Annotated in this window: 14 protein-coding genes and 1 riboswitch; of the genes, 8 read left to right on the top strand and 6 right to left on the bottom strand. The window is 70.8% G+C overall.

Going from position 1 to position 12600, the window contains the following annotated elements; genetic code table 11:
- Positions 1 to 195 precede the first annotated feature (195 nt).
- On the bottom strand, positions 196 to 1041 hold the full coding sequence (locus F9C12_RS25575) for an aminodeoxychorismate lyase (protein WP_409184362.1): 846 nt from the start codon (positions 1039 to 1041) through the stop codon (positions 196 to 198).
- Positions 1042 to 1072: 31 nt separating this feature from the next.
- Between F9C12_RS25575 and F9C12_RS25570 the strand changes: the two genes are divergently transcribed.
- The 3 genes from F9C12_RS25570 to F9C12_RS25560 are packed head-to-tail and all read left to right on the top strand — an operon-like array spanning position 1073 to position 3751.
- Entirely contained in the window at positions 1073 to 2194 is a 1122-nt protein-coding gene (locus tag F9C12_RS25570; RefSeq protein WP_409462077.1) for a YgfZ/GcvT domain-containing protein, read from the top strand.
- A 49-nt stretch (positions 2195 to 2243) separates the two neighbouring features.
- Positions 2244 to 2810 (top strand): aerial mycelium formation protein, encoded by a 567-nt coding sequence (locus F9C12_RS25565; protein WP_409184360.1) that lies wholly within the window; start codon positions 2244 to 2246, stop codon positions 2808 to 2810.
- Positions 2807 to 3751, top strand: a complete 945-nt coding sequence (locus tag F9C12_RS25560; protein WP_409462076.1) for an asparaginase — start codon at positions 2807 to 2809, stop codon at positions 3749 to 3751. Before F9C12_RS25565 ends, F9C12_RS25560 begins: the two co-directional genes overlap by 4 nt.
- Here the strand turns inward: F9C12_RS25560 and F9C12_RS25555 are convergent.
- Positions 3732 to 4628 (bottom strand): hypothetical protein, encoded by an 897-nt coding sequence (locus F9C12_RS25555; RefSeq protein WP_409462075.1) that lies wholly within the window; start codon positions 4626 to 4628, stop codon positions 3732 to 3734. The two genes, F9C12_RS25560 and F9C12_RS25555, sit on opposite strands and share 20 nt — an antisense overlap.
- Positions 4629 to 4835: 207 nt before the next feature.
- On the opposite strand from F9C12_RS25555, the gene F9C12_RS25550 reads away from it, so the two are divergent.
- From F9C12_RS25550 to F9C12_RS25540, 3 genes are all read left to right on the top strand, one after another.
- Positions 4836 to 5018 carry a DUF3073 domain-containing protein gene (locus F9C12_RS25550; RefSeq protein WP_037716129.1) on the top strand — a complete coding sequence of 61 codons (183 nt, stop codon included), beginning with the start codon at positions 4836 to 4838 and terminating at the stop codon, positions 5016 to 5018.
- Between the two features lie 114 nt (positions 5019 to 5132).
- Positions 5133 to 5993: a 3-hydroxybutyryl-CoA dehydrogenase gene (locus F9C12_RS25545; RefSeq protein WP_409184357.1), complete on the top strand. Its 861-nt coding sequence runs from the start codon at positions 5133 to 5135 to the stop codon at positions 5991 to 5993.
- A gap of 268 nt (positions 5994 to 6261) precedes the next feature.
- The gene (locus F9C12_RS25540; RefSeq protein WP_409462074.1) at positions 6262 to 6531 is read left to right on the top strand and encodes a hypothetical protein; all 270 of its coding nucleotides are present in this window, start codon (positions 6262 to 6264) and stop codon (positions 6529 to 6531) included.
- On the opposite strand, the gene F9C12_RS25535 is transcribed toward F9C12_RS25540, so the two are convergent.
- Genes F9C12_RS25535 through F9C12_RS25520 form a run of 4 tightly spaced genes read right to left on the bottom strand, consistent with a single transcriptional unit; the run spans position 6524 to position 10617 of the window.
- Positions 6524 to 7309, bottom strand: a complete 786-nt coding sequence (locus F9C12_RS25535) for an ECF transporter S component (RefSeq protein WP_409462073.1) — start codon at positions 7307 to 7309, stop codon at positions 6524 to 6526. The genes F9C12_RS25540 and F9C12_RS25535 overlap by 8 nt on opposite strands.
- Entirely contained in the window at positions 7306 to 8904 is a 1599-nt protein-coding gene (locus tag F9C12_RS25530) for an ABC transporter ATP-binding protein (RefSeq protein WP_409462072.1), read from the bottom strand. The genes F9C12_RS25535 and F9C12_RS25530 overlap by 4 nt, the downstream gene beginning before the upstream one ends.
- Positions 8901 to 9980, bottom strand: coding sequence for a CbiQ family ECF transporter T component (locus F9C12_RS25525; RefSeq protein WP_409462071.1), 1080 nt, complete (start codon positions 9978 to 9980; stop codon positions 8901 to 8903). The genes F9C12_RS25530 and F9C12_RS25525 overlap by 4 nt, the downstream gene beginning before the upstream one ends.
- Entirely contained in the window at positions 9967 to 10617 is a 651-nt protein-coding gene (locus F9C12_RS25520; RefSeq protein ID WP_409462070.1) for a hypothetical protein, read from the bottom strand. Before F9C12_RS25520 ends, F9C12_RS25525 begins: the two co-directional genes overlap by 14 nt.
- A gap of 12 nt (positions 10618 to 10629) precedes the next feature.
- Positions 10630 to 10760, bottom strand: a riboswitch (cobalamin riboswitch).
- 47 nt (positions 10761 to 10807) lie between these two features.
- Between F9C12_RS25520 and F9C12_RS25515 the strand changes: the two genes are divergently transcribed.
- Together F9C12_RS25515 and F9C12_RS25510 are read left to right on the top strand one after the other, a co-directional pair.
- Positions 10808 to 11701 carry a Gfo/Idh/MocA family protein gene (locus tag F9C12_RS25515; RefSeq protein WP_409462069.1) on the top strand — a complete coding sequence of 298 codons (894 nt, stop codon included), beginning with the start codon at positions 10808 to 10810 and terminating at the stop codon, positions 11699 to 11701.
- Positions 11702 to 11865: 164 nt separating this feature from the next.
- Entirely contained in the window at positions 11866 to 12597 is a 732-nt protein-coding gene (locus tag F9C12_RS25510; RefSeq protein ID WP_409467072.1) for a GNAT family N-acetyltransferase, read from the top strand.
- Positions 12598 to 12600: the final 3 nt, after the last annotated feature.

Genomic DNA, 12600 nt, shown 5'->3' with positions numbered 1-12600 from the left:
ACGCACGAACCTGTTCTGCGACACCCACGGATTAACCGCCCCGGGAGCCCGCCCGGCAAGCATCGCCTCCGCCGCCAATCGGGAGCGCGACCTGGTGCACCTCCTGCGGGCCCAGTCGGGTCCGGCGGCGGGGCTCCACGAGCCAGGTCGCGGCCGGACCCAAGCGGGCTTATCGCGTAAACCCGAGCGAAGCGCTCAGTACTCGCTCTCGTAAGCCGCCACCAGCTCCTCATGCACTGCCGTCGAGTCCGGCAGTTCCGTCCCGTTCAGCGTGTGCACCCGGGTCACCTTCCGGACCGACGACGTGAGGAAAACTCCGTCCCCTCGCAGCAAGTCCTCCACCGAAAGCGGCTCCACCTTCACCGACCAGCCCGCCTTCTCCGCGCCGCGGAACAGCGCGTACTGCGTTGTTCCTGGCAGGATGCCAACAGTGGACGGCGGGGTGTAGAGCGTCCGTTCCTTCGCCAGCACGACCGTCGACGTCGGTCCTTCGAGGACCGAATCGTCGGTAGCGGTGAAGATCACATCTTGGGCTCCGCGCCGGGCCGCCTCGCGCAGGGCGGCCATGTTCATCGCGTAGGAAACCGTTTTCGCGCCGAGCAAAAGCCACGGGGCGCGCTCGGCGAGTTCGGGGCCGAAACCGCGTTCCAGGGTCACCACCGAAACGCCTTCGGTGCGCGCCCGCAGCACCTTCTCGTCGACCTCCAGGCCCATCGCGAACGCCGTCGGCTTGCCTTCCGGATCGCCGTCGACACCCCGCGTGTACACGAGTTTCAGCGCGATTTCCGGGCCGCCCTGCCAGGCATCGACGACCGCCTGCGCGGCTCGGGCGAAGCCTTCGAGGTCCGGGGCCGGCAGGTCGAGCATCGCCGCGGAACGGGCGAGCCGGTCGAGGTGCGGACGCATTTCCCGCGGCTTTTTCACCGCCACGAGGATCGTTTCGAACACCCCGTCTCCGCGCAGCAGGCCGAGGTCGTCCACCCGGAGGTGAGCGGCTTCGGGGTCGGCCAGTGAACCGTCGAGGAAGGCGAGAACGCGCATCCTCACACGGTACTCACTTACTCTTGGGGCTATGCCGTACAGCTCGCCGCTGCTCGAAATCCCCCGCGCGGTCGCCGCGCCCGAGGGCCATCCGGAAGCCGGAGTTCCGTGGCACTGGGGCGATCCGTTCGCCGAGCAGCGCACCGCCGCCCGGGGAGTGGTCGTGATCGACCGCTCGCACCGTGAAATCCTCGCTGTCACCGGCGAGGAACGCTTGTCCTGGCTGCATTTGGTGATCTCGCAGCACGTCACCGAACTCGCCGATAACACCGGCACCGAAGCGCTCGTTCTCGACAGCCAGGGCCACGTCGACACCCACTTCGTGCTCGCGCACACCGGCGAGACGGTGTACCTCGACAGCGACCCCGGCCCGCTCGTCACGAGCGCGTTGCCCAAGGGCGGCAAGCAAACCCTGCGCGAGTACCTCGAAGCGATGAAGTTCTGGTCCAAGGTCGAAATCCGCGACGTGACCGAAGAACTCGCCGTTCTCACCGTCCTCGGCCCGGAGACCGACAGCGTGCTCGGCGTCGAACTCGGCGCCGAACCGTATTCGGTGGCCGCGCTGCCCGAGGGCGGTTTCGCGCGCCGGATGCCGTGGCCGACGCGAGCGGGTGCGGACCTCGTGGTGCCGCGCGCTCAGCTCACTCAATGGTGGCAACGGCTCACCGACGCGGGCGCGCGCCCGGCCGGCTCCTGGACCTTCGACGCGCTGCGCGTGGAATCGCGGCACCCTCGCCTCGGCGTCGACACCGACGAACGGACGATCCCGCACGAGGTCGGCTGGATCGGCTCGGCCGCGCACGTCGCGAAGGGCTGCTACCGCGGCCAGGAAACCGTCTCGAAGGTGCACAACGTCGGCCGCCCGCCGCGGTATCTCGCGCTGCTGCACCTCGACGGTTCGCCGGAGATCACCCCGGAGACCGGCGATCCGGTGAAGCTCGGCGAGCGCGTGGTCGGCCGGATCGGCACGGTCGCGCAGCACCACGAACTCGGGCCGATCGCGCTGGCGCTGGTCAAACGTTCGGTGCCGGGCGGGGCGGAACTGCTGGCAGGCGACGAGGACCGAGTGGTCCAGGCCACTGTCGATCCGGACTCGGTGCCCGGCGAGCACGCGGCGCCCGGACGGGAAGCGGCGCAGAGACTGCGGGGCTGAAGTGAACTCGACGGTAGCGTCGTCGCCGAATGTGGAGCAGGATGTGCCCGTGATCGAAGTGCGTCCCGGCGGGCGACGACGGATCGACCGCGTCCTCGGCCCGGGATATCTCACCGGATTAGGCGACTTGCCGCTCCCGGTGCTGCGCGAGCGGCGCGACGAGGCCGCGCAGGAAGAGACGGACCTGTCCTACCTGCGCCGGCTCCTGCACGCCCGCATCGACATCGTGCGCGCCGAACAGGAGCGCCGTTCGTCCGGCGGGGAAAGCAGCATCGTCGACCGGCTGGCGTCGATCCTCGCCGACAACGCGCTCGGCCCGGCCGCCGGTTCCGGCCGCCACCAGCAGCTCGAACCGTCCCGCGCGGGCGAGCACCGCAGACACGCGGAGGCGCTGATCGGCGACACCGGGCTCACCGACGTCGGTTCGCTCTCCGACGACAAGCTCGCCGCCGCGCTGGACACCTACGCGGCCGAGGAAGCCTCCGTGTCCTCCTTCCGCCGCCAGGTCCAGACCGTGATGGACACGCTCAACGCCGAGATCGCCGCGCGCTACAGCAGCGGCGCGGCCACCGTGGACCAGCTGCTGGACAGCGAACTGGGGCGCGCCGAGGAATGACCGGCCAGCCGATCCTTGTCGAGGTCGTCCGGAACGGGTTCGTCGAGAGCGTCCACCACGGATGCCTCGTCGTCACCGCGCCGGACGGTTCGGTCCGGTTCTCCGCGGGCGACGTGACCAGCCCGTTCTTCCCTCGCTCGGCGAACAAGCCGCTGCAGGGCGTCGGGATGCTCCGCGCCGGGCTCGGCTACGACGGCGCGGACCTGGCCCTGGGCTGCGCGTCGCATTCCGGCGAAACCGGACATGTCGAACGGGTGGCCGCCATGCTCTCCGAGGCGGGGCTCGACCCGGCGGCGCTGGCCTGCCCGGCCGAGTTCCCGATCGGCGAGGACGCCCGGCGCGCGGCCGACGAGCCGCGGAAGATCACCATGAACTGCTCGGGCAAGCACGCCGCGATGCTCGCCACCTGCGTCGCGAACGGCTGGCCCACCGACGGGTACGCCGAGCCGGACCATCCGCTGCAGGTCCAGCTCGCGAAGACGGTCGAGGAGCTGACCGGCGAATCCATCGCCGCGGTCGGGGTGGACGGCTGCAGCGCGCCGTTGTTCGCGTTCTCGCCGACTGGCCTCGCGCGGTCGTTCGGCAGGCTCGTTCAGGCCGAACCGGGCACCGACGAGCGCCGGGTCGCGGATGCGATGCGCGCGCACCCGTGGCTGGTCGCGGGCACCGGCCGGGAAGACACCCGGCTGATGCGGGCCGTGCCCGGGTTGCTGGTGAAGAGCGGAGCGGAGGGCGTCCTGGCGTTCGCGCTGGGCGACGGCACCGCGGGCGCGATCAAGATCGCGGACGGCGCCAAGCGCGGCTGGGTCCCGCTGGCCATGGCCGTGCTCGCGCACCTGGGCATCGAGACGCCGGAAGAGCTGTCCGACCTGGCTCACCCGCCGGTGCTCGGCGGCGGAAAACCCCAGGGCGAGCTGCGGGTCAGTTGGAGTGCTCCTTAGCCGCGAGGTCGCCCCAGAACTCGCGCAGCTGCGAAAACAGCTCGGCCAGCTCCTCGACGTTCCCGGTGCGCAACGCGTCGAGGATGTCGTGGACCTCCTCCGCGGTGGAGTCGGCGTCGAGCAGCGAGTCGGCGAACAGCTGCACGAGACCGCCGTAGTCCAGTTCGACGATCGAGTCCGGGTCGAAGCTCTCCAGCCACTGCCGGGTTTGCGAGAGCACCCGGCCGGGGCCGGAGTCGCCGAAGGTCGTCTCGATCAGCTCGCCCGCCTCGGACGCCCGGCGGAGCGCGGCCGACATCGGCGTGCGCCAGGACGCTTCCCGCGCCGGATCGGCCGGGCCGCTGCCGAGCACGAGCTTGCGTTCGTCCGGGTCGACCAGCGAGAACCAGGGCAGCGGCACGGTCCAGGTGGTGGTGAGGGTGTGCGCGGCGGTGGCGGTGAGGTCGGTCATCGCGGCCTTCGTCTGCGCGCGGGCCCGGTCCGCGGTGACGCCGCCCGCTTCCAGCACCGCGATCCGCAACGCCGGCTCGGCGTCGGCGAGGAAGGTGCTCAACGCGGCGGCGGAGCGGGCGCGCAGTTCGAGCGGGCACGCGAACGGGCCTTCGCCCGTGTGGCCGGCCGGGACGTCGGCCGGGTCGAGCACGAGCACGTCGGTGACGAGGCTCGGCGAGGGCCGTCCGTCGCGCAGCTGCGCGGGCAGCAGCCGCGCCGGCGCGGCTGCCTGTGACTTGAGCCACATCCACTGTTCGCGTTCGCCGATCCCGACCCGGCTGAGCCCGCCCGCGGAAACGGCCTCGACCAGCTGTTGCGCGGGAGGATCGCCCAGCGCGCGCAGAGGTTCGTACACCCGCAGATAGGCCACGAAGGGTCGGAGCACCCGAGCATCGTGGCACGCCGACCAGCGCCGATCCGCATCGACGTGCCGGTAACCGGCGTCCGGCGGACACTGTCGCGACGAGCACACCGTGCCACGTCGCATCCAACCCCCGGGACACGGTACGGTGTCAGCAGGAAAGAACTGTCGAGACGATGCGGGGCCGCCGATTCCCCCGGCCGCCCCGCCCCTGTGCGAGGGGGTCGAGCCATGGGGCGCGGCCGGGCTAAGGCCAAGCAGACGAAGGTGGCGCGCGAGCTCAAATACAGCTCCCACGAAACCGACTTCGATGCTTTGCAGCGCGAGCTGTCGAGTAGTTCCTCGGACAACCACGAGGACGACAAGCGGTACGAGGACCCGTACGACGACGGGTACGACGAGTACCGCCGTTGACGCAGGCACATGACACGCGAGGGCGGAATCGGACCGGGTGTCCGAGACGCCCTCGCGCGTTGTGTGCTGCCCGTTTTTCTTGCCTGCCGGTGAGGTGACGAAGGAGTTGGACGGGTGAGCGACATCGCACGAGTAGGTGTGGTCGGAGCCGGGCTGATGGGCTCCGGCATCGCCGAGGTGCACGCCAGGTCCGGATTGGACGTGCTGGTCACCGAGGTGAACCAGCCCGCCCTCGACGCGGGCAAGGCGCGCATCGAGAAGTCGCTGCAGCGCGGCGTCAAAAGCGGCAAGCTGGCCGCCGAGGACGCCGAGGCGGCACTCGGGCGGCTACGCTTCACCACGGACCTCGCCGAGTTCGCCGACCGCGATCTCGTCGTCGAGGCCATCCTGGAACAGGAACAGGCCAAGGTCGACGTGTTCCGGCAGCTGGACAAGATCGTCGAACGCGAGGACGCGGTGTTCGCGTCCAACACGTCGTCGATCCCGATCATGAAGCTCGGCATGGCCACCGGCCGTCCGCAGCAGGTCGTCGGCATCCACTTCTTCAACCCGGTGCCGGTGCTGCCGCTGGTCGAGCTGGTCCCGTCGCTGCTGACCAGCGAGGAGACCGCCCGCCGGGCCGAGGAGCACGCCACCGGCGCGCTGGGCAAGACGGTGATCCGGTCGCAGGACCGGGCCGGGTTCATCGTGAACTCGCTGCTCGTGCCGTATCTGCTGTCGGCGATCCGGATGATCGAATCGGGCTTCGCCTCGGCCGAGGACATCGACCGCGGCATGGAGCTGGGCACGGCGCATCCGATGGGTCCGCTGCGGCTGTCCGACCTGATCGGCCTCGACACCATCAAGGCCATCGCGGACTCGATGTACGCCGAGTTCAAGGAGCCGCTGTACTCGTCGCCGCCGCTGCTGCTGCGCATGGTGGACGCCGGGCTGCTCGGCAAGAAGACCGGGCGCGGGTTCTACTCGTACTCCTGACTTCAGTTGCGGGTCCGGGGCAACCTTTACCCGCTGTGCGCGGCCGGGCGGCTCGCTTGACTGTGCGGCATGACTTCGACGTTCGTCTTCGCCGCCGGTGCCAACGGCGTGTCCGCCGCCCCGCCGGAACTCGTGCTGCGCGGGTATCGCGGGGTCGGGGTGCCGCAGCCGGAGCAGCAGTTCCGGCTGTCGTATCAGGCTGGTCTACGACGCCGCGGCACTCTGCGCGGACGCCACCGACGGCGAGTTCTACGCCCTGCTCAACTCGATGGCTCCGGACGACATCATCGGCCGCAGCTCGACCGACTCGCGCGGCACGCCGGAGCGGTGGGGTCGCGTCCCGCGGTTTTACGTCCGGCATCGCCAAGACCGTCTGGTGCCGCTCGCCCTGCAGGACCGGATGATCGCCGAGGCCGACGCGCGCACGCCTGGCAACCAGTTCGAGGTGCACGGCCTCGACACCTCGCACTTCCCGAACGCGGCCGGAATGGCGCAGCTCGTCGAGGTGCTGGACAGGGTCGGCCAGTCGCTCAGCTGAACGCCGCTCGTCGGGCGGCCCGGCGCAGCACAGTCAGGATCGCCGGGCCCAGCACGACGATCGCGGCCAGGTTCGTGAGCGCGCGGCCGGTGTCCCAGCCCAGGGTGGACGTCAGCACGGTGAAGACCAGGAACCGGTGCAGGTTCTCGCCGAGCGGGCCGCCCGGGACGAAGTCCAGCGCGGTGTGGCCCGCCAGGAACGGCCAGGTGAACAGGCTCATCGCGAGGCCGTAGAAGTAGGCGGCGACCACGCCGTAGAACGCCAGCAGCGCGATCTCCCACCGGCCCCGCACCCGCCGCGGCAGCAGCCCGGCGCCCAGTCCGACCAGCGCCGACGCCAGCATCTGGAACGGCAGCCACGGTCCGACTCCGCCGGTGAGCAGCGCGGACGCGAACAGCGACGTCGACCCCAGGACGAACCCGAAGCCCGGCCCGAACACCCGCCCGGCCAGCACGAGCAGGAAGAACACCAGCTCGATCCCGCCGGTGCCCGCGCCGAGCGGACGCAGCGCGGCGTTCACCGCGGACAGCACGCCGAGCAGCGCGAGCGCCTTCGCGTCGAGTCCGCCGCTGGACAGTTCGGCGAGCACGATCAGGATCAGCACCGGGAGCGTCACGAGGAAAACGAACGGCGCGTCGGTCACGTGCGCGGACGTGCCGACGGAGCTGCGGGCCAGCAGCGGCCAGCAGAACATCGCCAGCCCGACGACGACGGCAACCGTCAGCACCAGCGCTGTGCGGTGCCGGATGCGGACGGCTGGGCCCAGGAAATCGGTCACGCCAGCGCCTTCGCCACCGCGTCCACGGTCAGCCACGGTTCCGGCGCGAGGATCTTCGCCACCTGCGGCGCGAAGGCGGGTGAGGCCACGACGACGTCCGCGGTCGGGCCGTCGGCGACCACCTCGCCCTCGGCGAGGACCACGACGCGGTGCGCGGCGGAGGCGACGAACTCGACGTCGTGGGTCGCCAGCAGCACCGCGTGTCCGTCGGCGGCCAGGTCGGCGAGGATGGCCGCGAAGTGCCGTTTCGCCGGGTAGTCGAGGCCGCGGGTCGGCTCGTCCAGCAGCACGACCGGCGGGGCGGCGGCCAGCTGCACGGCCAGGACCAGGGCGAGGCGCTGGCCTTCGGACAGGTCGCGCGGGTTGGTGGCGTCGTCGATCCCGGGCACGAGGCGGTCGAGGAGCTTCCGGGCGGTGCCCGCGGCGACCTCCGATTCGACGTCGGCTTGGCGGCATTCCGCACCGACCGAATCGAGATACAGCAGGTCAGACGGGGTTTGCGGGACCAGCCCGACCCGCGCGCGGGCAGCCCGCGACCGGAGCGTCTTCGGGTCCGCGCCGAGGACGTCGACCGTGCCGTCGGATCGGGGCCCGCTGCCCTGCAACGCCCACAGCAGCGAGGACTTGCCCGAGCCGTTCCGGCCCATCAGCGCGACGACCTCGCCCCGGTTCAGCCGCAGGTCAACGCCGCGTACCGCGTTCACGCCGCCGTATCGGACCCGCACGCCCCTCGCGGTGAGGACCGCTTCGCCAGTGCTTTGCGTGACCTGGGCCGGGCGACGCTCGGCGAGGCGTTCCCGGAGCGGACGGGCGAGGCGGCGGGCGTCGCGGACCGACAGCGGCAGCGGCGACCAGCCGGCGAGCCTGCCCAGCTCCACGATCGGCGGGGCGACGTCGGTCTCGGCGAAAACCTCCGCCGGTTGGCCGGAGACGACGGTGCCGTCGCCGGGCAGGTAGAGCAGGCGGTCGGCGTACTGCGCGACGCGTTCCATCCGGTGTTCGGCGACGACGACGGTCGTACCCAGGTCGTGCACCAAGCGCGTGATCGCGGCCAGGACCTCCTCGGCCGCGGTCGGATCGAGTGCCGACGTCGGTTCGTCCAGCACCAGCACGCTCGGATGCGCGGTGAGCACCGCGCCGATCGCGACGCGTTGCTGCTGCCCGCCGGAGAGTGTCCGAAGTGGACGGTCGCGGAGTTCGGCGATGCCCAGCAGGTCCAGGGTTTCCTCGACGCGCTTGCGCATCACGTCCGGCGCGACAGCGAGCTGCTCCATCGCGTACGCGAGTTCTTCCTCGACGGTGTCGGTGACGAATCCGGCGAGCGGATCCTGCCCGACCACGCCGACCACCGAGGCCAGTTCGCGCGGCGGATGCGTCGCCGTGTCGAGCCCGGCGACCTTGACGCGTCCGGCCAGCGTGCCGCCGGTGAAATGCGGAACCAGGCCGTTGATCGCGCCGAGCAAGGTCGACTTGCCGACCCCGGTGCGGCCAGCGACGAGGCAGAGTTCGCCCTCCTCGATCGTCAGGTCCACGTCCTGGAGCACCGGCCGCTCGGCCCCGTCGTAAGTGACGCTGACGTGCGAAAACTCGATCATCGGGCAACCTCCGACACCAGCGCCGGACGCGGCGCGAACCAAGCGGGCGCCACGCTGATCAGCACCGCGACGGTCGGCAGCAGCGGCAGCTCCGGCCAAGTCAGCGGGCTGGCCGGCGTGATGAGCGAAACCGGGTCGGCCAGCAGCACGAGCACCGCGGTCGCGACGCCGCACAGCGCGACCAGCGTTTCCGGCAGCCGCCACGGATCGGGCCGGTAGGTCGTGCGCCGGATCTGCCGTCCGCCCAGCACGAATCCGGCGGCGGCAAGCAGCAGACCGGCGATGAGCATGGGCACGCCGAGCCACGAAGCGGACCCGTCGAGCACGCCGTAAACCCCGACCGCGACGCCGACCAGACCGGCCAGCACGCAGGTCGCGATCAGCATCCGGACGCGCGGCGAGAGGTAGCTGCGCCGTCCGTAGCCGCGGGAGTCCATGGCCGCCGCGAGCTGCAGCGACCGGTCCATGGCGTCGGCGAGCACCGGCACGAAAATCCCCTTCACGAACCGCAGACCGCGCGTCTTCCCGGAACGCAGCCGACGTGCCCGGCGCACCCGCTGCACGCTCTCGACCAGCTGCGGTGCCACGGACAGCGCGACGGTGACCGCCGTCCCCACCTCATACAGCGCCCCGGGTACGGCCTTGAGCAGGCGTTTCGGGTTCGCGAGCGCGTTCGCGGCACCGACGCAGAGCACGATCGTCGCGAGCCGGAGCCCGTCGTAGAACCCGCCGAGCAGCTCCTCGGCCGAGGTGGGGCCGAGGAGCTGGATGCCGGCCGCGACGCTCGGCAGCGGGATGGCCGGCAGCGTGAACAGGACGTGGCCGCCGTCCTCGCCGCCGATCAGGATCCGGAACAGCACGCGCGACACCAGGATCACCCCGGCGATCCAGGCGTACATCCGGAACGCCAGCGCCCAGGGCGCGTCGCCGCGGCGGAGCACCACGACGAACCCGGCCACCGCGATCACCAAGGCAAGCAGAACCGGGTTCGTGGTCCGGCTCGCGGCGACGGCGAGCGCGAGCGCCCACACCCACCACGCGCCGGGATGGAGCGCTCGCGGGCTACTCCGCGGCACGCCGGCGGCGCACCGCGACGACCGTCCCGGCCACCACGAGCAGCACGACGACCACGATGCCGAGCACCAGGCCCCACGGGAACCCACTGTCCGAAGTGGACGCCGGAGCCGGGGCGGGCGCGGCGGCCTTGCGCACCGGCGCGGTGCGCGGCGGCGGATATTCGGTATAGGACTTGCCGATCGCGAACGACCAGCCCTCGAACGCACCGGCCGGCGGCTTCCAGCTCTGCGCACCGACCTGCGCCGACTCCCATTTGCCGCCGTTCGTGGCGGTCCAGAAGCTCCACGACGCCTTCTCCGGCGGCATGCCGGTGCAGGTCTGATCGGCGGGTTTGCCTTCGATCTTGCACATCACCGCCAGGCCGTACTTGCCCGCGCCGGTGAGTTCGAAGCCGGCGTTCTGCAGGGCGGTGACGCCGTTTTCCTGCTTGCCCGGAGCGCACCGGATCAGGGTTTCACCGCCGAGCCCCTGGAAGTCGACGATCACGGTGACGCCGTTGTCGTCCTGGCAATAGCCGTCGGTGCCCTTGCCGGGCGTGGTGGCCGAAGCGGAGGACGCCCCGCCTAAACCGGTAGCGACGAGAAGAGCGCAGCCGGCGAGGACTCGCCCCCAGTGCCGCGCGTGCACGAACCGCATGTCAGATGTACCTCGCATCGATCGGACCACGACGGGCGATCCGGCTCGCGGTCCCTCCCGGGGCCGCTCACGGTTGCGGGCCAGCGCCGGATTCTCACCGGCTTCCCCCGTTCGTGGCGAAGAACTTGTCGACGTTAACGCACCGCAGGCCCCGCCGGAAGCGACCGCGGACACACCTACACTTCCGGGCGTGGGACAGGACCAGCTGCGCGTCGGCCTCGTAGGAACCGGACCGTGGGCCACCACGGTGCACGCCCCCGGGCTCGCGGATCATCCAGGGACCGTGCTCAGTGCTGTGTGGAGCCGCCGGCCGGAAGCCGCCGCCGCGCTGGCGCAGGCCTACGACGCGGTGCCGACCAGCGATCTGGACGAGCTGTTCGAGCAGGTCGACGCACTCGCGTTCGCCGTGCCGCCGACCGTGCAGGCCGAGATGGCGACCCGGGCCGCGGAGGCGGGCAAGCACCTGATCCTGGAAAAACCGATCGCTGCTGACCTGGCCACGGCGCAGCGGCTCGCCGACGCGGTGACGTCCGCTGGCGTCGCCTCGCTGGTGATGCTGACGCTGCGGTTCGCCCAGCAGACGCGCGACTGGCTGGACGGCGTCACCGCGGCTGGCGGCTGGCGTGGCGGCAGCGTGCGGTGGCTGTCCGGCGCGCTGCTCGACGGCAAGTACGCGACCTCGGCCTGGCGACAGGACCCGGCTGGCGGCGCACTCGCCGACATCGGCCCGCACGCGTTCGACCTGCTCGACGCCGCCCTCGGCCCGATCACGGACGTTCTCGCCGCGCACCGCGGCCCCGAAGACCTGTGGCAACTGCTGCTCGAACACGAAGGCGGCATCACGAGCACCGCGACGCTCAGCCTGCGCCTGCCGGTTCAGCCGACGGTGGTCGAGTACTCGGTCTTCGGCGAGCACGGTTTCCGCACGCTCGGCCGCACCGGAACGGCGAACGACGCGTACACGGCGCTGCTGGACGATTTCGCCGCGATGGTGTCGAGCGGAACGACCACGCATCCCTGCGATGTCCGCCGGGGCGTGCACCTGGCCCGGATCGTGGACCAGGCGCGCGCCGCCCTTCGCTGAGCCCTTAATTCGCTTGCCCGGTCTGAGACGATAAGCGGGAAGTTCGTTTCGGACGAAGGAATGCCTATGTGCTCCGCCACGGCCCGCTCCGGCCGCGTGGCCTGAGCTGTTCGGCCTGCCGTTTTCGTGCTGCATTCCTTCTTCCCGAAAGGCTTCTCCCAGAGATGTCCGCCCTTCAGGCTTACGTCCGCGCGACCGCACCGCTCGGCCGCGAAACCGAACGAATCGGCCCGTTCCTGGCGACTTACGCCAAGGACAGCTCCCATCCGATGGAGAACTACGCAATCCCCGACGACGGCGCGCAGCCCTCGACCGAGGATCTCGCTCGCCTGATTTCCGCTTACCGGCAACGAAATCTCCTGCCCAGGCTGGAGTTCTTCACCGACGCCGCCCCGGATGTCGAGGCTTCCCTTGCCGCCGCGGGATTCACTCTCGAACGACGCGTGCCGGTAATGACCTGCACTGCTGAAGACCGCGTGGATTGCCTTGCGCCAGAACACATTCAGCTGCGCGAACCGTCGTCCGACGAGGAATTCCGCCGCCTGCGGTCGGTGCAGAACGTGGCCTTCGGAGAGCCGCCGGAGGTGTCCGACGCCGATGTCGAACGCAACCGCCACCACCTGACCGTCCTGGCCGAACACGGCGAAACCATTGTGGGCGGCGGAATCGCCCTGGACATCGTCTCCGGAACGACGGAAATCGTCGGCATCGCAGTGGCGGCAGACCACCGAGGCCAAGGCATCGCGGCGGCAATCACGGCCCACTTAACGCACCTCGCCCACGCCCGCGGCGCACGAACAGCATTCCTTACGCCGGGCGACGTGGGGATCGGGACGGTGTATCGGCGTGCTGGGTACCGGGTTGCTGGTGAGTGTGTGCACCTGTCGCTGAGCTAGCTG

It is taken from the genome of Amycolatopsis sp. GA6-003 (assembly GCF_046267895.1).
Classification (GTDB): Bacteria; Actinomycetota; Actinomycetes; order Mycobacteriales; family Pseudonocardiaceae; genus Amycolatopsis.
Note: the sequence above shows the minus strand (reverse complement) of the source record. Positions and strands in the feature narration are given on the sequence as shown.

Bases quoted from the DNA above. Each gene is read 5' to 3' on its own strand.
- F9C12_RS25575 (WP_409184362.1), bottom strand. From the start codon at position 1,041: ATGCGCGTTCTCGCCTTCCTCGACGGTTCACTGGCCGACCCCGAAGCC.
- F9C12_RS25570 (WP_409462077.1), top strand. From the start codon at position 1,073: ATGCCGTACAGCTCGCCGCTGCTCGAAATCCCCCGCGCGGTCGCCGCG.
- F9C12_RS25560 (WP_409462076.1), top strand. From the start codon at position 2,807: ATGACCGGCCAGCCGATCCTTGTCGAGGTCGTCCGGAACGGGTTCGTC.
- F9C12_RS25550 (WP_037716129.1), top strand. From the start codon at position 4,836: ATGGGGCGCGGCCGGGCTAAGGCCAAGCAGACGAAGGTGGCGCGCGAG.
- F9C12_RS25540 (WP_409462074.1), top strand. From the start codon at position 6,262: ATGGCTCCGGACGACATCATCGGCCGCAGCTCGACCGACTCGCGCGGC.
- F9C12_RS25530 (WP_409462072.1), bottom strand. From the start codon at position 8,904: ATGATCGAGTTTTCGCACGTCAGCGTCACTTACGACGGGGCCGAGCGG.
- F9C12_RS25520 (WP_409462070.1), bottom strand. From the start codon at position 10,617: ATGCGGTTCGTGCACGCGCGGCACTGGGGGCGAGTCCTCGCCGGCTGC.
- F9C12_RS25510 (WP_409467072.1), top strand. From the start codon at position 11,866: ATGTCCGCCCTTCAGGCTTACGTCCGCGCGACCGCACCGCTCGGCCGC.